This window comes from Spirosoma agri (assembly GCF_010747415.1).
In the GTDB taxonomy this organism is placed as follows: domain Bacteria; phylum Bacteroidota; class Bacteroidia; order Cytophagales; family Spirosomataceae; genus Spirosoma; species Spirosoma agri.
Genome location: NZ_JAAGNZ010000001.1, coordinates 777847 through 798868 on the forward strand (window position 1 = coordinate 777847; position 21022 = coordinate 798868).

Below are 21022 nucleotides of genomic sequence, written 5' to 3' on the forward strand. Positions count from 1 at the left end.
TACTAAACCAACGGTCACTGGAACGGACAGCTACGCGTACCGGGAAAACTAGCTGTCGCCGTGCGGTCCCTTTGTGACTTTCTCAAAACCACACGCGCGATTTGAAAAAGTCACTAAAGAACACGCCAGTCAGATGGTATCGGCCTGTTACCGTTTTCCCACTTCTTTCAGTAGCCTGATGTACACGCCGTTCGTCCAGCCAAATCCGTCCTGATTCGGGTATTCGCCCCCGCCGGTAGTCAGTGTATCATCGACAACGTTGTATTTTTCCATCATTTTGCCGGTGGCCTTGAACACCTTATCGTTCAGTGCCAGCCAGCGGTTTCGACCCTCATGGGCCGTTTCCACGTAGCCGTAATTCAATAATCCGCGATAAATGATCCATTGTAACGGTGCCCAACCATTTGGCCAGTCCCACTGCTGGCCCGTGTTGTGGAGCGAGGTTACCCAGCCGCCCGGTTGCAAAAAGTCGGCTTTAAGCCGATCATGAATACGTCTGGCCTGTTGGGCCGTAGCGAGTTTGAAGAAAAGAGGAAACGCCCCCGCTAGTGTCAGCGCATCCGTCTGCTTTTCGGCAATGGCATCGTAATCGTGAAAAAAACCAGTTTCTTCATTCCAGAACGTCTGCTGAATGGCTTGCTGACGGGCGACAACCAACGGGTCGAGATCGCCATACGCGGTTTTCCAGCCACCGTCCCGAAGGTTTGCGTCCCGTAACATCGTCTCAAGAAAATAGAGTAAGCAGTTCAGATCGACGGGAACAATATCGGCGGCATGGATCGTTGCCATCGACGTTGTATCGGCCAGCCACCGACTGCTGAAATCCCAGCCCGATTCGCAGGCGGCCCGGACATGGTTGTAGAGCGTTTCGGGAGCGGTACCCCGTTTTTCTGCTTTTTCGGCCAGCTTGATTTCCTCCCGATAGGATTCGGGGCGTGGGGTTGGCGTGTCGTCCCAGTACCGGTTCAGGTAGGTTTTATCACCAATGCGAACCACGCGCTTTTCGGTTGACAGACCGGTCGTGAGATGCGAACGCCCCGACATCCAGAAATCATATTCCCGCCGAAGCTGGGGTTCGTATTTGACCAGACTATCATTGTCCTCCAGTTCGGCTAACAGCTTCACCATCAGAGCAAAATATGGTGGTTGCGAGCGGCTCAGGAAATAGGTGCGATTGCCATTGGGTATAAAGCCGAAGGTGTCGATCAGGTAAGCGAAATTGTCGAGCATCCCGTGGATCAGATCCATGTGCCCGCAGTCCCGCAAGCCCAGCATGGTAAAATAACTGTCCCAGTAAAAAATTTCGCGAAAACGGCCACCCGGCACAACGTAGGGGTGGGGCAGCGCAACCCGTGAACCTCCCTCAATTGGCATGTCGGCGGGGCGGGTGAGGTGATCCCATAACCGATTGATGTGCTCCGCTGTTGAGATAGACCGGTCACTCACGTAATGACTACCTGCTTTTTCGGGCACCACGAAATTCGACCGGACAAACGTTTCCAGATCAAAGTCGGGCTTTGTCTTTTCCGAATTATAGAGGACAATAAGCGTATCCGGGGGCATTTTGGGGATGCAATCGACGAATGTTTTGGAGTCAGTAAAAACAGAACTTAACTGAACGTCGCGAAAAAAGTCGCCGTAGAGTTCATCGGGCGACAGGAGTTGTGGTTGAGTTGTCAAAGTAAGGAACCGATTTTTCAGTATGAGTGAGTGGTCAGGTGCTGGCGGTATTGGTACGAAAAATAAGGCGTAACCATGGCCAGAAAAAAAGATCAGTCCAGTTTGCCAGTCTGATCCTGCAACCATTGGTCTTCTTATGAACGATCGGCGCATCAAATTGTCCTTGCCGTTCCGCTATTTTGTTTTGATATGCCATTGCCGGCAATAAACGGGCTGAGCTGATTTCAGCGGACTCAACTCGCCTTCTTCATACGATCGACAGAAGGTGATAGCTGCCTTGCTCCAGATTTAGTCGGCCCTGGTTAGGAACAGGACTATGTTCGAAACAGGCTTGCAATCCAGCCCGGAACGTCGTAAATTAGCCAGATTACTTTCAGCGCTAATGAACTTTAGATTAACCTCAGAATTTCAACCCACCGGCGATCAGCCCAAGGCGATCGAACAACTGGTTAAGGGTACCAATGAAGGCGAACCGTCGCAGGTGTTACTGGGTGTGACCGGCAGTGGAAAGACATTCACGATTGCCAACCTCATCGCTCAGACGGGCCGACCTACACTGGTGCTGAGTCACAATAAAACACTGGCAGCCCAGCTTTACGGCGAATTCAAGCAGTTTTTTCCTGACAACGCTGTCGAGTATTTCATCAGCTACTACGATTACTACCAGCCGGAAGCGTTCATTGCCACCACGAATACCTATATCGAGAAAGATCTGGCCATCAATGAGGAAATCGACAAGCTACGGCTGGCGGCAACTTCGGCACTGATGAGCGGTCGGCGCGATGTAATCGTCGTTGCGTCGGTGTCGTGCATTTACGGTATGGGTAACCCCGAAGAATTCAAACGGAACGTGGTGCGGATTGGTGTTGGCGAGCAAATGAGCCGCAACCAGTTTCTGCATCAGCTGGTCAGCATTCTGTACAGCCGAACCGAAGGTGATTTTCAGCGGGGCAACTTCCGGGTCAAGGGTGATACCGTTGATCTGTACGTCGCCTATGCTGACTTCGCTTACCGCGTTATTTTCTTCGGCGACGAAATCGAAACCATCCAGCGAATCGATCCGTCGACTGGCAAGAAAATCTCGGACGAGAATCTGGTGACTATTTTCCCGGCGAACCTCTTCGTGACGGGCCGCGATACGCTCAACAGCGCTATGTACCAGATTCAGGACGATCTGGTTTCCCAGGTACGCTATTTTGAGTCGGAGTTTCGGGAGCAGGAAGCCACCCGGATCAAGGAACGGACCGAATTCGACCTGGAAATGATGCGCGAACTGGGGTATTGTTCTGGTATAGAAAACTATTCGCGTTATTTTGATCGGCGTCAGCCGGGGCAACGTCCGTTCTGTCTGCTCGACTATTTTCCCGACGATTACCTGATGGTGGTCGATGAGAGCCATGTGACCATTCCGCAGATTCGGGCCATGTGGGGCGGTGACCGTTCCCGCAAAACGGCGCTTGTCGATTATGGATTCCGGTTGCCATCGGCGATGGACAACCGCCCGCTCACCTTTCAGGAGTTTGAAGATTTGTCGGGGCAAACGATCTACGTATCCGCTACGCCATCCGATTACGAATTGCGTCGAAGTGAAGGCGTTGTCGTGGAACAGCTGATCCGGCCAACGGGACTGCTCGATCCGGAAATTGAGGTACGACCCAGCTTGAACCAGATCGACGATCTGCTCGAATCGATCGACGGTCGGATCAAAAACGGGGAACGGGTGCTGGTTACGACCTTGACCAAGCGCATGGCGGAGGAATTAACCAAATACCTTGACCGTGTCGGTATCAAAACGCGCTACATCCACTCCGAAGTGAAAACCCTCGATCGGGTCGAAATTCTGCGTGATCTGCGGCTAGGTAACTTCGATGTGCTGGTGGGCGTCAACCTGCTGCGCGAAGGACTCGATTTACCCGAAGTGTCGCTGGTGGCGATCATGGACGCCGACAAAGAGGGCTTTCTACGCGATATCCGGTCACTGATCCAGACGATTGGCCGGGCGGCCCGGAACTCGAACGGTAAGGTAATTATGTACGCAGACCGCATCACAGGGTCCATGCAAAAAGCCATTGAGGAAACGGACCGGCGTCGAGCCATTCAGCTGGAATATAACACTGACAATGGCATCACACCAACAACGGTGCTGAAATCGCGCGAGTCGATCATGGGGCAGACCAAAGTGGCCGATTCGAAGGCGAAACAGTTTTATGTGGAGCCCGAAGAGATTCGGATCGCTGCCGATCCCGTTGTTCGCTACATGGGTAAGGGCGATCTGGAAAAAGTGATCAACGAAACGCAGTCAAAAATGGAACGGGCGGCCAAAGACCTCGACTTTATGGAAGCGGCCCGTCTGCGCGACGAACTGTTTCAACTGCGCGATAAACTGAAGAAGGAAACGGCGTAATACACCGCAATGCTAAGGTGACAAGCGGTGACACAGTTCGGCTGTGTCACCGCTTGTCCGTTTACTATGAGTATGTTTTGGGTTTGGTCGGTGGCTGGTAACCGCCATTTGCCAACGGTGGAACGTAAACGCTATCGAGCGGCAAAACTTGCTATCTTGCAGCTTATCAGGCTTAAAGCCACCTACTACAACCCATAACCATGAAACGTGTCCTGTTCATTCTTGCCATTATCGCGGCTGTTCTGCTCGTCGGCTTATTTGCGTTGCGTAGCTGGACGAAATCCAGCAGTCCTGAAACACTGGTGCAGCTCAATCAAAATGGGCTGAACATCAGCGTTGATTATTGTCAGCCTCGAAAGAAAGGCCGTGTAATTTTTGGCGGCCTGGTCCCATACGGAAACGTCTGGCGAACCGGTGCCAACGAAGCGACCGTTATCAAGTTCGATCAGCCTGTACTCGTCGCCGGGCAACCGTTGAAAGCCGGGGAGTACACGCTCTGGACAATCCCATCGGCAACCAGTTGGGTCGTTATTATGAATGGCGAAACGGGCCAGTGGGGCACCAACTACGATCAAACGAAAGACGTTCTGCGCGTGCCGGTTACGTCCCGCAAGCACAGCCCGGTCGCGGAACAGTTCACGATCAATCTGGTGGAACAACCGGGTGGGGCCGATATGCTGCTGACCTGGGATGAAACCGAAGTGGTGGTGCCGATTCGGAAACAGTAGTGCGATTAGCACACCTGTCCTCTTTGCGGATTTACCGGTGAAAATTTGTGGAAATGAACTTCAGCGCATCGGGTAAGCCGGAGCGCCAGTAAGACCACGTATGAGCCCCATCCCGAACCCGGTATTCGTGCGGTATGTTGCGATCGAGTAACGCCAGGTGAAGCATGGCATTCCCAACGGTCAGGGCGTCGTCGTCGCCACAGTCGATGTACCAGCGAATTTTTGTCAGGTCACCTTCCGGTGCTGACTTAGCCAGCGTGATCGGACTGTTGCGTTTCCAGGTCATTGTCAGTCGATCTTCACCTTTGGCCGGTCCGCTGAATACGGGCGCAAAAACGGTGTTATAGCGTTCGTCGGGGAGGGCCATAAATCCTTCGTCGGTGCGTATCCCGGCACTGAGGGCCGCACAGGCACTAAACAGTTCGGGGTGGTGCATGGACAACGTCAGCGAACCAAAGCCACCCATCGACAGACCCGCTATCGCCCTGAATTCGCGTTGGGTACGCGTACGAAACGACGAATCGATGTGTGGAATCAGCTCCTGAACGAACATATCCTCATAGCGAACCTTATTTTGATAATCATTGATGAACCACGTGGCACCCCCATCGGGCATGACGATGATCATTGGCGGAAGTTCCGACGACTGAATGCCCGCGTCGGCGATCCGGTCGGCTTCACCAAACTGAATCCAGCCTGTTTCATTGTCGCCGTAGCCATGCAGCAGGTAAACGACCGGATAACGTCGGTTAGACTGATAATAGTCGGGGGGGAGGTAGATCGAGAACTTGACGCCCCGATTCAGGAGCGAACTGTTAAGCACCATTCCCTCCAGTAAGTGAGCCTGTGGTGCGGCTACAACCGGAACCGGACCGTTGGCCTGCGGAGTTGTCAGCTGGGTGCGTCGGCGCGATTGACCCGAAACAAGAAGCGGAAGAACGACCAGTGAACAGAAAAGTAAACGACGAAAATTCATGACTTGCGGGTAATATGACGCGTCTAAACTACTAAGAAATACAGCTGCTGGCTGGAACAGGCCATCTGTTCTGCCGCTCTGCGCTGTGAAAGCCCTCCCTCTCTAACGAACTAAATGCGCTGCGTATGCACAAAAGCTTACTATTCTCTCTCTTTTTGACCAGTTTCTCCGTCAGCCAAAGTTGGAGCCAGACCGTACCCGATTGGGAGGACCCGCACGTAATCAGCCGAAATACCGAAAAGCCCCACGCAACGCTCATTCCTTTTGCTACGGAACAGAAAGCCCTAGAAGCAACCGACTGGCGAACGTCGTCGTTCGTCAAAATGCTCAATGGCTCGTGGAAGTTTCGCTGGTTGAAGCACCCCAGCCAAGTACCCGCTGATTTTTTTCTACCCACCATCGACGACAAAAGTTGGGATAATTTACCGGTCCCGTCCAACTGGCAGGTAGTCGGTGCCCGCGAGGGACGGCCCTACGATCGTCCGATTTTTACGAATATCAAGCACCCGTTTCCCGTTACGCCCCCGCGCATCACGTCCGACACGAACGCAGTTGGCCTCTATCGAATGCGCTTTACGGTTCCTGCTAATTTTCAGGATCGGAACGTGTTCCTGCATTTTGGGGGGGTGCAATCAACGTGTCGTGTTTTCCTGAACGGGCAGCCGGTTGGTTACCACGAAGACGGGATGACACCCGCTGAATTTCTCATCACGGATAAGCTCAAAACCGGTGAGAATCTGCTGGCCGTTGAGGTGATCAACTGGTCGGATGGGAGCTACCTCGAAGATCAGGACTACTGGCGGATCGCTGGCATTTTCCGCGATGTATTCCTGTATGCCACCCCGTCAACCTACCTGCGCGATCTGTATGTCACGACCGATCTGGACGATCAGTACCGCGACGCCACGCTGAAACTGACGGCGAACGTCCGGAATCTGTCGTCAACGCTGGCGCAGGTGCCTTACCGACTCCGGGCTACATTATACGATCCGAAACGGAAGGCCATCTTTGCGGAGACGATGAATTCTGAAACGGCCGTCAATACCGGGCAGGAAACACTTTTTCGGCTGAGCAAAGTCGTAAATAATCCCGCGCTCTGGAGTGCGGAGTCTCCGTCGCTGTACACGCTGTCGCTTCAACTCATCGGGGCTGACGATCAGGTGTGGGAAGCCGTCAGTCAGCGTATCGGTTTCCGGGAAATGACGCTAACGGGTGGGCAATTACTGGTCAACGGCAAGCCGGTAACCTACAAAGGAGTGAACCGCCACGAGTTCGATCCAATAACCGGCCGCGTGATCAGCCGCGAGTCCATGCTTCAGGATATCAAGCTGATGAAGCAGCATAACATTAACGCCGTTCGTACGTCGCATTATCCAAACGTAACGGACTGGTACGACCTCTGCGATGAATACGGTCTTTATGTGATCGACGAAGCCAATATCGAGAGTCACGATCTATGGTCGAAAGGGCAGTCGCCGGCTGATAAACCCGAATGGCGGGATGCGTTCGTGGCGCGGGGGCGGGCTATGGTGGAGCGCGACAAAAATCACCCGTCCATTGTCATCTGGTCGCTCGGTAACGAATCGGATATGGGGCAAAATTTTCGGGATATGGCTGATATTGTCCGCCTGATCGACCCGACGCGACCCATTCATTACGAAGGACGCCGACCGTATACGGGTACATCACTGACGAGTTTCGACATTATTTCGACGATGTATCCGTCCGTAGATGACATGGTTAAGCTGATGGAAAAAGATCCAAACCGTCCGCTTATCGTTTGTGAGTATGCGCATGCGATGGGTAACAGCGTTGGGAACCTGAAGGATTACTGGGCGGCTATTGACAAGTATCCGCGCATGCAGGGTGGGTTCATCTGGGACTGGGTCGATCAGGGATTGCGATTAAAAAATAAAGCGGGAAAGGAGTACACCGACCACGTCAACCACATCGACGGGGCCAACGCGGGCGACGGCCTGGTCAACCCGGACCGGACACCCCAGCCCGAAATCAATGAGGTGAAACTGGTCTATCAATACGTGAAACTGGCTACGCAACTTCCCTTGTCAGCGACACAAATCAGGACCGACGGGTCCGTGAAGATCAACGTTCGGAACACCTACGATTTTCAGACGCTGGAACCGTTCCGGCTGGAGTGGGAGCTGATTCGTAACGGTGAGGTTGTGCAGCGGGGGGGAGAGAATAATCTGGTGGCGAAACCGGGTCAAACGCAGGTGCTCACCTTGCCGGTCCGCATCCCTGACGTTATTGATCTCCGTCAGGTTACGGGCAACGCCCGCGCCGTTCCGACCACTGCGGCATCGCTGGCCAGCGAATACTTTTTGAACGTGAGCATTCGACTGAAACAGGCCGCAAGCTGGGCACCTGCCGGTCACGAAGTGGCTTCGGGACAATTTTCCATAAAAGCCGATTCGCCGGTTCAAGCCGTTATGGGTATAAGTCAAATTCCGCCGGTCAAAGTAACCCAGTCAGGTACCGCCATAACGGTCCGTGGAAACGGTTTTACCGTGGTTTTCGACAAAAAAATCGGTGCGCTTGAGCAATGGCTGTTCAGGGGAAAAAATTTGCTGGCTCAGGGCCTGCAACCCAGCGTCTGGCGCGTACCGACGGATAATGACGAAGGCGGTGGTCCCCGTTCGTTTGCGGCTCGCTGGCGTCAGGCGGGTCTGGACACGGCCAGAGCCCGACCCATCACGGTCAAACTGGAAATTAACCCGCGCCTGGTTCGTGTCAGCTTTACCAATGCCCTGATTGGCGGTGGCGATACGCTCTCGCAGAAAACCGATCCGGCGAACGAGTTAATCACGACCAAAGCTGCGAGCAAGGGCAACACGCTGGTCCAGCACACGCAGTACATCGTTTACGGTACGGGTGATGTGCAGGTTACAACAACCTATACGTCCTCGGGCGATCTGCCGCCACTGGCTCGGGTAGGTATGCAGTTTCAGATGCCGGCGACAAGTAGCAACATGAAGTGGTACGGTCGGGGCCCCTTCGAAAGTTACGCTGATCGAAAAGATGCGGCTAAAGTAGGGCTGTATGATCGTACGGTTGCCGACCAGTTTTTTCCATACACGATGGCGCAGGAAAATGGCAATAAAACCGACGTTCGCTGGGCCGAGCTGACCGACAGGGCCGGTGTTGGTCTGCTGATTATGGCCGACGCAAACTCCCATACATTGCTGAATATCAACGCCCGCGATTATACCGATGCCGCCCTGGTAAAAGCCAAACAGCCCGACCATCAGGAGGTGGAACGTGGTGCGGTGACTGTTGTCAACGTAGATATGGCGCAGATGGGGTTGGGGGGCGACGATAGCTGGACACCCCGCGTACATCCGGAATATCAGTTGCCAGCCGGCAAAGCATACACCTATTCGTTCCGGATGCGGCCAGTCGATGCCCGAACGAATCTGGCTGAAGTGATTGCCCTACCGTTGCCACGTTAGGCGTAAACCCTCGTTGTTGCCTGTCAGACCCACTTCCGGTGGGGGGCAACAACGAGTATAAAGCAAGGCAGGTAGGCTACTAAGCTGCGTGTGGTAGGTCTATGTTAGGAAACCTTTATTCGTTACGTTTGCACTTGTAGTTGCAAAATTACTATTTTCGTCCCCGTGCTTTGGCACACCCAAACCTATACCCACGCGCATGGCCAAATTGATTATCGTAGATGACGAAAAGAGCATCCGGGCAGCTCTACGCGATATTTTAGAGTACGAAGGCTACGAGGTAGATGAAGCTAAAGATGGCGAAGAGGGGTTGGAAATGATTGGTCGCACAAGCTACGATGTAGCACTCTGCGATATTCGGATGCCGAAAATGGACGGGCTGGAATTGCTGATGAAGGCCACCGAAGCCAGCAAAGGCACGCAGTTCATTATGATTTCAGCCTACGGAAATGTGGAGAACGCCGTTGAAGCCACAAAGCGCGGAGCCTTTGATTTCATTACGAAACCACCCGATCTGAACCGCTTGCTCATTACGGTCCGTAATGCCATCGAGCGGTCTAAACTAGTGCAGGAGACCAAAACGCTGAAAAAGCGTATCTATAAGCTCAATGAGATTGTTGGTGACTCCGATCCGATCCGGAAAGTAAAAGAAACCATCAATCGGGTTGCGGCAACGGAAGCCAGAGTACTGATAACCGGTGCGAACGGTTCCGGGAAAGAAATGGTGGCCAAGCAGATTCACGATAAAGGCAGTCGGTCAAACCAGCCACTCATCGAAGTGAACTGCGCTGCTATACCCGGCGAACTGATCGAAAGTGAGTTGTTTGGTCACGAGAAAGGGGCGTTCACCGGAGCCAGCGCCCGTCGGGTTGGTAAATTCGAGCAGGCCGATGGCGGAACGCTGTTTCTGGATGAGATCGGTGATATGAGCCTGTCAGCGCAGGCGAAAGTACTTCGGGCGTTGCAGGAAAATAAAATTACCCGCGTCGGTGGCGATAAAGAAATCAAAGTGAACGTGCGGGTCATTGCCGCTACGAACAAGGATTTGCGGCAGGAAATCGTGAACGGTAATTTTCGCGAAGATTTATTCCACCGCCTGAGCGTTATCGTCATTCATGTGCCACCATTGGCGCAACGTCGTACCGATATTCCGCTATTGACCGATAAATTCCTACAGGACATTGCTGCCGATTACGGATCGCCCGTAAAAGAAATCATGCCTGATGCCATGACCTACCTCCAGTCGCTGGCGTGGACAGGTAACGTCCGCGAACTTCGTAACGTTGTCGAGCGGCTGGTGATCATGTGTGGCGAGGAAATTTCGCTGGACGATGTGAAAGCGTATGCCTAACGTAACGGGCGGATTTGGTATGGATCTATTCGATAAATCCATACCAAATCCGTTAAAGGACCAGTAAGTTACAGCCCCGAACATCGGAATTGTCGAACCGGCCAATGACCTGAAAATCGCCATTGTCTTCCGTGTATTGCCCCAAATCCTGCGTTTCGATAAAGGCACAGGAATCCAGATTGGCTAAATCGACGACGTTGATACCCCCCGCGCGTTTGTAATCATTCGGATAAAGCAGGAAAGGATCGTTGATGTCGCGCAGAAACACGCGTAAGGTAGGGCTTGGCCTGAAGACGCCATTCCCGACTGAGTAAGCCTGAGACAATAATTCTGTCATCCCATATTCGGAATGAATGGCCTGAACACCAAGCTGATCCGTTAAAATCGCGTGAACTTCCTGCCGCAGCAATTCCTGCCGACGCCCTTTCATGCCGCCCGTTTCCATAACAACCAGATTTGGATTCTGCGCTAGAAAAGACAGATCGGTGCCCGATTCTGCCCAATCCAACAGACCGAACGTAACACCGATAAGCAGAATTTTTTTCTGGTCGGGCTGCTGCGTAAGTTGCCGGAGTTGTTCGGTCAATTCGTCGTGGTTGTGCAGAAAAAAGCCGGATTTGCCGGAAGCTGTCTGGTCCATAAATCGCTGAACCATATACACGAGCGACGAGTTATTTCGTTCAAGGTAAGACGGCAGCAAGGCCAGTATGTGGAAGTTGCTGAGCGGACCGTATGTTTGCTCAAAAATATGGGTACTGATCGCGTCATAGAGCGCCGAATCGGGCACAAAATGACGACTGGTCTGTTCGCCTGTAGTTCCGCTACTGGCAAAGGTCAGCGTGTTTTTCTGAAACTCGGCATCGGCTGTTAAACCGGTCAGGACCGAATGTTTCTTGAAAAAACCGATGGGCATGAACGGAATTCGGCGTAGTTCCGTAACCGCATCGGACTGAACGCCTAAGTGCTGCAAATAGTCCCGGTAAATGGGGTTATAGGTGGCCTGGTACTGAAAAACGGCTACAGCGAGCTGTTCAAATGGAGCGGAATCGAGTGGGCGCTCACTGATGGTCAGGATTTGCTGGCGAAGCGATTCCCGCATTGCCGCTGCCTCGGGCGAAAGCATTGATGAAAGAAACAAAGTAACAAAACGTTTATTTGCACTACCAGTACAACAGTATGCAACGGCAACTAATTCAACCGTATTTTCTGGCGTTGGGAATGGCCCTCACGCTGGCTTCCTGTTTTAACGAGCCAAACTATTCCAACACCCCGGCGGTAGACTTCAAAGGTATTTTCAAGTATACCATTGCGGCTGGACAAGGCGTCGGTAGATCGAAGCGGGATTCGGTGGTCGTTACCATTGGTTTCAAAGATGGCGATGGCGATCTGGGTAACGATATTCCGATCGCAAAAGGTGATTCGGCCCGCTATGCGCAAAATGGTGGTTGGGGAAATTATGATATTCGTACCTTCCGGCTCATCAATCGACAATATGTAGAACTGCCGCCGACGATCAACAGAGTATTGTTCTTTCCTGATCTGACCAGAGGTAAACCCAAAGGGGCTATTGAGGGTTCGATCGACTTCAACCAGATTTTTACCTATGGTACGAGTTTCAGGATCTATCCGACCAAGTTCCAGATTAGAATTCGCGACCGAAGCCTGAACGTAAGCAACGTTGTCGAAACCGATACGATTGGTCTGCCATTTCCCCTTTAATAACAGGGAGTATTCGTTAAGCTTCTTTAGCAGAAGGCTGTGGTTCCACCACGGCCTTCTGCTCTTTATCGGCTCTCAGGATGATTCGAAACGTTGTGCCTTTGCCAACTTCTGAGCTTTTGACAAACAAACGACCGTTGTGATACTCTTCCACGATGCGTTTGGCCAGGGCCAAGCCCAGACCCCAGCCGCGTTTTTTCGTGCTGAACCCCGGTGTGAAAACCTTTTGCATGCTCGTTTTGGGAATTCCTTTCCCGGTATCGCTGATATCGATGGCTATCTCGTGGTTAGGCAACGCCAGAATGTTGAGTCGTAATTCGCCCACACCCTTCATGGCATCAACGGCGTTTTTGCAGATGTTTTCGATGACCCACTCAAACAGTAATTTATTGATCTTCACCGTCTGACCGGCTGGTAACTGACTGGTCAGACTCATCTTGACCTTTGTCGAAATCCGCCGTGCCAGATAGCTGGTGAACTGTTCGACTACGTCCTTGATGTTTTCGTCTTTCAGCGTAGGAATTGAACCGATGCTGGAAAACCGCGCCGTAATTGTTTCCAGCCTCCGAACATCTTTTTCAATCTCGTCGGTGATCGATTCATCGAATTGACCTGGATCGGAACGCATGTACTCGACCCACGCCATCAGCGACGACATGGGTGTCCCAAGTTGGTGTGCGGTTTCTTTGGCCAAACCGACCCACACCCGGTTCTGTTCCGCCCGACGCGACGAACTGAACGCAAGATAGGCGAGAACGCCCAGGGCCATCAGAATAGCTAGCAGCGCATACGGGAAATACGTTAACTGTCTTAATAACTTGGAGTTCGTGTAGTAAACAAGACCTCGCTGCCCATCGCCCATTTCAACCGTCAGCGGTGTGTGCTTCTTCCGCATCTCCACAATCTTGTCCCTTAAAAATTTCTCCATTTCCTCCGATGTTATATTTGGAGGGAGGTCGATATTTTTATTGAAGGCTATCGCTCCACTGGGATCGACGTAAATAGCCGGAATCGTGTGATTCGCTTTTAATATCTGATCAGTTACGAAGGTGATATCGCCTGAATTAGTGTGATTGGGGTCGACTAGGTAAGCAATGCCGCTGGCATACAGTTGAATATACTTTTCTTCCCGGCTTTCCAGCTTGTTGATCAGCCGATCGGTATACATCAGCGAACCCGTTCCGACCAGCAGCAGGTTGATGGCAACGATGATCTTGAGAATGTTATTCTGATTATAGATATCGAATGATTTCAGCATAGGTTTGGTCTGCGAATCCGGGCTATACGTTCAGAAAAGCCACATAAATCGTAAAGGGTACTCAGTGACAAACTAAACGATCAACAAGCAACCCATCCCGTTGTTCGTCCGTATTGGGGTAACATAGTTTTTTGCTCCCCAAGTTTAAACGTTAAAAGTGGTTTAATTGTACAAAATCGAACGTCTGTCAGGGGATGCGTGTTAAAAAATAGAATAGGATTCAGCGAAGAAATCGATCTGCTATTTGGATAAATTCTAAATAGAATAACCGTTTTACACTCTGTTTCCATGTCCGGTAATTGTGCCGTAATTTTGCACTAGCCAATGGCTAATTCGTGTGATCCGTAGCAATGTTAGATACTTTCAAATCAATTAGTTTATCCCATAAAACGGCTCCCCTCCGTGTGCGGGAATTAATTGCACTTAACGAAGAAGAAGCAAAGCGATTGATGCTTCGGTTGCGGGATTTTTTTGGCTTATCGGACCTGCTCGTTGTTTCGACGTGCAACCGTACTGAAGTCTATTACGCGTTCGAGCAGGATCTTAACGCTGATATTGCCCGGTTGCTGCTCATTGAAAAAGGCCTGACTGACATGGATCAGTATTTGCCTTATTTTCAGTTTTTCAATGCACATACCGATGCCGTCAAGCATCTGTTCGAAGTATGTGTCGGGTTGCATTCGCAGGTAGTTGGCGACATGCAGATTCCGAATCAGGTGAAGCAGTCGTATCAATGGTCGGCTGATCTGGATATGGCCGGGCCATTTTTACACCGGCTGATGCACACGATCTTCTTTACCAACAAGCGCGTTGCGCAGGAAACAGCGTTCCGCGATGGAGCCGCTTCGGTTTCCTACGCAGCTGTCGATTTGATTGATGAGTTAGTTGGTGATAACCAGAACCCCAATGTGCTGGTCGTTGGTTTGGGTGAAATTGGTGCTGACGTTTGCATGAACCTGGATGCCAGGAACATGAAAAACATCACGCTTTGCAACCGGACGCAGGCTAAAACGGAATCGCTGGCGCAGAAACATGGTTTCCGGATTGCGGATTTTGCGAACCTGACCGACGAAATTCGCCGGGCCGACGTAATCATTTCGTCGGTTATGCGCAATGAGCCGCTCATTACACCAGCCTTGCTGGAAAAACTGAACGTACTGACCTACAAATATTTTATCGATCTGTCGATGCCCCGCAGTGTCGATGCCGCCGTCGAGCAGATTCCGGGTGTGCTGGTCTATAACATCGATCACATTCGCAACCGGGCCGACGAAGCGTTGAACCAGCGATTAGCTTCGATTCCACAGGTTGAAGCCATCGTGGCGCAGGCTGTAGCCGAATTTGGCGACTGGTCGAAAGAAATGGTCGTTTCACCAACGATTAACAAACTGAAAAATGCGCTGGAGCAGATTCGCAAGGACGAAATTGCCCGGCACATGAAGCACCTGACCGCCGATGAGTCGGAAAAGGTCGAAAAGATAACGCGTGGGATCATGCAGAAAATCATCAAGCTACCTGTACTTCAGCTCAAAGCTGCCTGCAAGCGTGGCGAAGCGGAAACCCTGATCGATGTGCTGAATGATCTGTTCGATCTGGAAAAACAATCGGCTGACGAACATAGACAACTGCACTAGTTTGCCCGACTGATACTGGAAAAACTCCCAAATCGTTATTGATTTGGGAGTTTTTCTTTTTTAGGAACAATGCCTCATTCACCCTATGTCTCGATTGTTAACTGTACTACTTCGTCTGTTTGTATTCGCTATTCTGGTGGCGGGCCTGATCGCCATTTGGGAGCAGATTCGTGGCAGTGATGTGATGAGTCGGTTTCGGAAGGGCGACAAGACTACACAAAGCATCGTTCTGAAAGAAGTGACGGCGTTGGGTAAACTGGAACTAGTGAGCTACACGTTTAAGGACATTATCGAACACGAGCAGGTCAATACCTTTTTGCCCAACGCGAACGCCGTGTTAATCGTTGAAGGTCAGGCTACGGGTTGTATCGACTTGACCCGAATTAAACCGGATGACGTTCGGGCTGATGGTGATTCGATAACGGTGAAATTACCCAAACCTGAGCTTTGCAGCTGGAAAATTAACCACGACCGATCACGGGTCTACGACACGCACTTTTCGTTTCTGGACCAGTCGCAACTGGTAAGTGATGCTTATCAACAGGCAGAACGTCAGATCCGACAGTCGGCACTGAATGGTGGTATTCTGGAGCAGACGCGTCAGAACGCCGACCGGATGCTGCGTCCCTTGCTCGAACGTATTTCGGGCCGGAAAATACGGCTTACCTTTCAGGAATAGGGGTATGGGGGAATCTACTTCAAGTTTTTCTCCGTATAAAAGACACTTACAGCCAAAACGATAGTATTCGGCATCATTTTGGTAACATCATTTACAGTATATCGTTTTCAGCGTAACAATCTCTAACGTTCCGAGGGTTATGAATGCCAACACGCCACCCGTCACGAATGGCAGTCTGTTGATTGCCGAACCCTTTATGGGTGATACCAACTTTGATCGCAGCGTTGTGCTGGTCTGCGAACACAGCCCGGCGGGTACATTCGGTTTGGTATTGAACCAGACTACGGATCTGCAACTGCCTGACATCATCGATGATGTGTATGTTACGCAGGAATTATTCGTTGGTGGGCCTGTTCAGCAGAATACATTGCATTTTATTCACCGGCGGCCCGATCTGATTGATGGTTCCATCCGTGTAACGAACGGTCTGTACTGGAGCGGGGATTTCGATCAGGTGAAGCAGGCTATCAATATGGGTACGCTTACTAATCGCGATATTCGGTTTTTTGTCGGCTATTCGGGCTGGGATGCCGGGCAACTGGCTAGTGAACTCGATCAGAAAGCCTGGATTGTTGGCCGGGCCGACGCGACCTTTCTATTCGAGACGCCTGCCGATCAGTTCTGGCGGGGGGTGCTCAAACGGATGGGCGGAGAGTTCAAGTCGATTGCCCATTATCCGGTTGATCCACGGCTGAATTAACGGCAAGCCCGATTGGGTTGGTGGAATGAGCGGGTTAGCAGCAAGCCCGATTCTGGTACGAAGACAGCAGTCACGCGCCTGGTTTGGGACGGGCAGTCCAGCCGCCACATGTTAAAAGTGCTGGCTCAAACGGCTTCTTAACTTTTTTTAACCAATTTTGTCGGATAATCAGCCGTTATTGGAGGGTCAACTTCCTTCCATCCGTTTTGTATGCAGGTTTCCCGACTACTACTTTTTACCTTTTTATTCAGTTCGCCCCTATTGTTGCGGGCGCAGAGCAATAACCCAGTTGGTGGCCATTTTGGTGTGAAAGTGGGCGGAGGGCTCACTCGGCTTAGCCTGTCCGGCACCAGCGCTAATATTCCAAAGCAGAATCTGGACCCGAATCTGGGTATTATGTACCGCTATCGGCTCCATAAGGTCGTGTTGCAGCCTGAATTGTTGCTCAATATCAAAGGCGGTTCGTTTCAGGTGGAGCAAACGGGCGGAACCCGTCTGAACGTCAATAACTCGTACACCTATCTGAGCTTACCGCTATTGCTGGGTTATATTCCAACCGAAGGACTGACGATACAGGCCGGACCGGAATTCAGTTACGCGCTCAATTCCGGCTCGACCAACGGACCGGGCCGCAACAACGATCTGGGGGCTGTTTTGGGCGTACATTACGATTTTCTGGATATGCTCGATAAATTCAGTTTGCATGTCCGCTACATCTACGGCCTGACGAACGTATCGCCCGAGGCCACGGCCACCTACCAGAACCGTGTTTTTCAGGCGTCGATCGTTTACAATCTGTACCCGAAAAAGAAAAAATAGGGTACGGATTACCGGGCGCGGTAAATCACAAACCGAAAGGCTATGCTCTCCGACTTTGGCGTTCTGTTATTGTTCATTCTGGCTGCGTTCGCCTTCATCGGCATCGTTTTGTTTGGCGCTAGCTTATTGCGGCCACACCGCCCGAATGTCGAGAAAAACAGCACGTATGAGTCGGGGGAGGAGCCCGTCGGGAACGCCAATGTGCAGTTCAACATCCGGTTTTATGTCGTAGCGCTGGTGTTTGTTTTGTTCGACGTCGAGCTGGCTTTCCTGTTTCCGTGGGCTACCGTGTTTGGGCAGGCATCGCTGATTAAGGCAACGGATGGGCTGTGGGGCTGGTTTGCGCTGGCCGAAGCCTTCTTATTCGTAGCCATACTAGCCCTTGGGCTGGCTTATGTCTGGGCGAAAGGCTATCTGGATTGGGTAAAACCCCAACCGAAGGTGCCGACGATGGAAACGAAAGTGCCAGCCGATTTGTATCAGAAGGTGAACGAGCGCTATAAGCGTTGAGCTCACGACCAAAACCATGTCAGATACCCTACTTTCAGATAAGTCCGGCGAAGCCAGTGTCATCCTGATGCACTCAGAAGAACTGCTAAACTGGTCGCGGGAAAAATCACTCTGGCCAATGAGTTTTGGACTAGCCTGTTGCGCCATTGAGATGATGCAGGCGTTTGCGGCTAATTACGACCTCGACCGGTTCGGCATTTTTCCGCGTCCTTCCCCCCGTCAGTCGGACATTATGATCGTATCGGGAACGGTGACCTATAAAATGGCTGACCGTATCCGGCGGCTGTACGAGCAGATGCCCGAACCACGTTACGTGATTTCGATGGGGTCGTGCTCAAACTGCGGTGGTCCCTACTGGCAGCATGGTTACCACGTGGTGAAAGGAGTAGACCGAATTATTCCCGTCGATGTGTATGTGCCCGGTTGCCCACCCCGTCCTGAAGCGCTGATCGATGGCTTTCTGAAGTTACAGGAAAAAATAAGAACAGAACATCCATTGCTCGGAACGAACGAGTCGGCACCTGTCGTATTTTCGGCGAACAAACCCGCTGAATCCGACGATCTTTTGACCTGATTCTGATGACTACTCTTTTCGCTTCGCTACGTCAAACGCTCGGGTCGTTCAGGCTGCTGTGGCTTCTGTACGTCATTACGCTGGTGCTGGGTTTGCTAGTGGCGCTGCCGTTCTACAACACGCTAAAAATTGAGGATCAGAATTCGCTGGCTTTCCTGAATCTGCTGGATGGGTTTGACTATACCATTTATACCGATTTTATGCATCGCAGCGAACGGGTTATCAATCCCCTGTTCAGCGTTGGCCGTTGGTTGGGTCTTCTCTACATCTTGCTAAGCGTCTTTGTGGCGGGGGGAATCTTACTCCGATTTTCGCAGCCTAAACCGCGATTCGATGCCGGCATGTTCTGGCAAGGATGCAGCCAGTATGTCGGTCGCTTTTTAAAAGTAGTTGGCGTCACCCTGCTGTTCACCTTTATTGGTGGTGGACTCTGGCTGGTCGTCGGCACCTTAGCGAGCATCGCTGTCGAAGATACGCTGACCGAGCGTGGCCTGTTCTGGGTTGGTGCGGGTTTCTTTGTCCTGTTTGCCCTCACCGCTACGCTTGCGCTCTGCATCGGCGATTACGCCAAAGTACTGATGTTTCGGGAGGACGAACGACGGGCTTTTCGTGCCTATGGACTGGCCGGACGGCTTGTGATCCGTAATCTGGGAAAAACGTACGGAACCTACTGGCTCTTCATGTTGATCGGTGCCGCTTTGTTCGGGATTTATTTCTTGATCGATGACATCGTCATGATGAGAGGCTGGCTAACGATTCTGTTCATGCTTGTTGTGCAGCAGACGCTGGTTTTTGCGCGTGTCGGCCTGAAAGTATGGTCGCTCGGAACGGCGTATGCTATCTACGAAACGTTGCCCAAACCAGTCCCTGCACCTCGGCCAATACCCCTGTCCGAATCTACCGATGAACCAATATCGGTCGTCATTCCAGAAGAAAAACCATTGCCACCAGCCGAGTAATTTTAGACGATGTACCCGATCAGGTACGCTATTTCTTCAAGAAATGGCGTACCTCTTCATGCGCCCGCCCCCAACGTTCCCACCACAAATACATGCGCCTACCGATTTAGATACGCCATTTCTCGAAGAAATGGCGTATCTATCATCTGCCGGAAGAGCTTGGTCAACGCAGTATAGAGGCCGCTGAATGAATAAAGGCAGGTCAATTTCCCAATCTTCTTTGGTCATTTCGTATAATTGCAGAATTGTTCTGACTTTACTTCCTGACTCTGCCGTATGGCTGTTCCTACTCTTTCCTCTAAGTCACCCGGTGACCCTCTCCAATCTACGGAAGCTGGCTTACTAAGTTTGCCCGTAATTGTGGCTGCATTAGGCTACTTCGTTGATATTTACGATTTGCTACTTTTCGGTATTGTTCGCGTACCGAGTTTAAAGGATCTGGGCCTCACCGCCGACCAAATTTCTACCGTTGGAGCCAGTATTCTGAACTGGCAGATGGGTGGGTTGTTGCTGGGTGGTATTCTGTGGGGTGTTCTGGGCGATAAACGAGGGCGGTTATCGGTGTTGTTTGGCTCCATCATTACCTATTCCATCGCTAACATCGCCTGTGGATTTATCAAGAGCGTTACGTTTATGGACCCCGTCACCTACTACGCCCTGATGCGCTTTGTGGCCGGTGTTGGTCTGGCGGGTGAGCTAGGCGCGGGAATTACGCTTGTGAGCGAGATTCTACCAAAGGAAAAACGGGCAGTTGGTACATCATTGGTGGCGGGCATTGGGCTTTCCGGTGCTGTTGTGGCTTATTTTACGGTTAAATATTTCGATTGGCAGATGGCTTTTTTCGTCGGGGGCGGCTTAGGTGTTGGGCTGTTGCTGCTGCGGGTTGGCGTTGTCGAATCGGGTATGTTCAAAGATGTCAGCGAACAAAAGCACATAAGCCGGGGTAACTTTCTGTCGTTTTTCACGAACGCCGATCGGTTGGGTCGTTACCTCAGGTGCATCGGTATCGGATTGCCAACCTGGTTTGTGATCGGTATTCTGGCCACGTTTAGTAACGAATTTGGCAAGGCGCTCGGCATTGCCGAAGAGATTCAGCCGGGACTAGCGATTATGTGGTGTTACGTTGGTCTGGCCGTTGGCGATCTGGTCAGCGGAGTCATTAGTCAGTCGCTGGAGTCGCGTAAAAAAGCGGTTGCCCTGCTCATGAGCATAGCCCTGATCTTTGGTCTAGTCTATTTGTTTGTCGGGGTCAGCAGTGCAACCCTGCTTTACGGGCTTTGTCTGGCGATGGGTTTCGGCATTGGCTATTGGGCCATGTTTGTCACGATCGGCGCGGAGCAGTTCGGGACCAACGTTCGGGCTACGGCGGCAACAACCATTCCCAATATGGTGCGGGGACTGGTCATTCCGATGACACTGACGTATCAGGCGCTCAAACCATCGCTGGATGTCATCAATGCCGGTGCGGTGGTTGGTCTAATTAGCTTCATCCTCGGCTTTTACTCGATCCTGACCATTCCGGAAACTCACGGTAAAGACCTTGACTATCTGGAAGAATAAA

The 21022-nt window shown here is 51.6% G+C and carries 17 protein-coding genes; 13 read left to right on the forward strand and 4 right to left on the reverse strand.

Going from position 1 to position 21022, the window contains the following annotated elements; genetic code table 11:
* Positions 1-147: 147 nt before the first annotated feature.
* Entirely contained in the window at positions 148-1680 is a 1533-nt protein-coding gene (gene treF / locus GK091_RS03290) for an alpha,alpha-trehalase TreF (protein WP_246202132.1), read from the reverse strand.
* A gap of 382 nt (positions 1681-2062) precedes the next feature.
* Here treF and uvrB point away from each other — a divergent pair, with 382 nt between their 5' ends.
* The gene (gene uvrB, locus GK091_RS03295; RefSeq protein WP_164035188.1) at positions 2063-4084 is read left to right on the forward strand and encodes an excinuclease ABC subunit UvrB; all 2022 of its coding nucleotides are present in this window, start codon (positions 2063-2065) and stop codon (positions 4082-4084) included.
* A 200-nt stretch (positions 4085-4284) separates the two neighbouring features.
* Entirely contained in the window at positions 4285-4812 is a 528-nt protein-coding gene (locus tag GK091_RS03300; RefSeq protein WP_164035189.1) for a DUF2911 domain-containing protein, read from the forward strand.
* Between the two features lie 31 nt (positions 4813-4843).
* Here GK091_RS03300 and GK091_RS03305 read toward each other — a convergent pair whose 3' ends face one another.
* Complete coding sequence (locus GK091_RS03305) at positions 4844-5788, reverse strand: alpha/beta hydrolase (protein WP_164035190.1); 945 nt, start codon at positions 5786-5788, stop codon at positions 4844-4846.
* Positions 5789-5913: 125 nt separating this feature from the next.
* Between GK091_RS03305 and GK091_RS03310 the strand changes: the two genes are divergently transcribed.
* Both GK091_RS03310 and GK091_RS03315 read left to right on the forward strand, forming a co-directional pair.
* Complete coding sequence (locus tag GK091_RS03310; protein ID WP_164035191.1) at positions 5914-9258, forward strand: glycoside hydrolase family 2 TIM barrel-domain containing protein; 3345 nt, start codon at positions 5914-5916, stop codon at positions 9256-9258.
* 199 nt (positions 9259-9457) lie between these two features.
* Positions 9458-10609: a sigma-54-dependent transcriptional regulator gene (locus GK091_RS03315; protein ID WP_164035192.1), complete on the forward strand. Its 1152-nt coding sequence runs from the start codon at positions 9458-9460 to the stop codon at positions 10607-10609.
* Between the two features lie 52 nt (positions 10610-10661).
* Here GK091_RS03315 and GK091_RS03320 read toward each other — a convergent pair whose 3' ends face one another.
* Positions 10662-11732, reverse strand: a complete 1071-nt coding sequence (locus GK091_RS03320; protein WP_164035193.1) for a LuxE/PaaK family acyltransferase — start codon at positions 11730-11732, stop codon at positions 10662-10664.
* 53 nt (positions 11733-11785) lie between these two features.
* Between GK091_RS03320 and GK091_RS03325 the strand changes: the two genes are divergently transcribed.
* Entirely contained in the window at positions 11786-12328 is a 543-nt protein-coding gene (locus GK091_RS03325; RefSeq protein WP_164035194.1) for a hypothetical protein, read from the forward strand.
* 16 nt (positions 12329-12344) lie between these two features.
* On the opposite strand, the gene GK091_RS03330 is transcribed toward GK091_RS03325, so the two are convergent.
* Positions 12345-13586, reverse strand: coding sequence for a sensor histidine kinase (locus GK091_RS03330; RefSeq protein WP_164035195.1), 1242 nt, complete (start codon positions 13584-13586; stop codon positions 12345-12347).
* A 350-nt stretch (positions 13587-13936) separates the two neighbouring features.
* Here GK091_RS03330 and hemA point away from each other — a divergent pair, with 350 nt between their 5' ends.
* From hemA to GK091_RS03370, 8 genes are all read left to right on the forward strand, one after another.
* Positions 13937-15220 (forward strand): glutamyl-tRNA reductase, encoded by a 1284-nt coding sequence (hemA, locus tag GK091_RS03335; protein WP_164035196.1) that lies wholly within the window; start codon positions 13937-13939, stop codon positions 15218-15220.
* 85 nt (positions 15221-15305) lie between these two features.
* Positions 15306-15899 carry a DUF4230 domain-containing protein gene (locus GK091_RS03340; protein ID WP_164035197.1) on the forward strand — a complete coding sequence of 198 codons (594 nt, stop codon included), beginning with the start codon at positions 15306-15308 and terminating at the stop codon, positions 15897-15899.
* Positions 15900-16038: 139 nt separating this feature from the next.
* Positions 16039-16599 carry a YqgE/AlgH family protein gene (locus tag GK091_RS03345; protein ID WP_164035198.1) on the forward strand — a complete coding sequence of 187 codons (561 nt, stop codon included), beginning with the start codon at positions 16039-16041 and terminating at the stop codon, positions 16597-16599.
* Positions 16600-16809: 210 nt separating this feature from the next.
* Positions 16810-17418: a porin family protein gene (locus GK091_RS03350; RefSeq protein ID WP_164035199.1), complete on the forward strand. Its 609-nt coding sequence runs from the start codon at positions 16810-16812 to the stop codon at positions 17416-17418.
* Between the two features lie 42 nt (positions 17419-17460).
* A complete protein-coding gene (locus GK091_RS03355; protein ID WP_164035200.1) occupies positions 17461-17928 on the forward strand; it encodes an NADH-quinone oxidoreductase subunit A in 468 nt (155 codons plus the stop codon).
* A 16-nt stretch (positions 17929-17944) separates the two neighbouring features.
* Positions 17945-18502, forward strand: coding sequence for an NADH-quinone oxidoreductase subunit B (locus GK091_RS03360; RefSeq protein WP_246202133.1), 558 nt, complete (start codon positions 17945-17947; stop codon positions 18500-18502).
* Positions 18503-18507: 5 nt separating this feature from the next.
* On the forward strand, positions 18508-19461 hold the full coding sequence (locus GK091_RS03365) for a hypothetical protein (protein WP_164035201.1): 954 nt from the start codon (positions 18508-18510) through the stop codon (positions 19459-19461).
* A 276-nt stretch (positions 19462-19737) separates the two neighbouring features.
* A complete protein-coding gene (locus GK091_RS03370) occupies positions 19738-21021 on the forward strand; it encodes an MFS transporter (RefSeq protein ID WP_164035202.1) in 1284 nt (427 codons plus the stop codon).
* Position 21022: the final 1 nt, after the last annotated feature.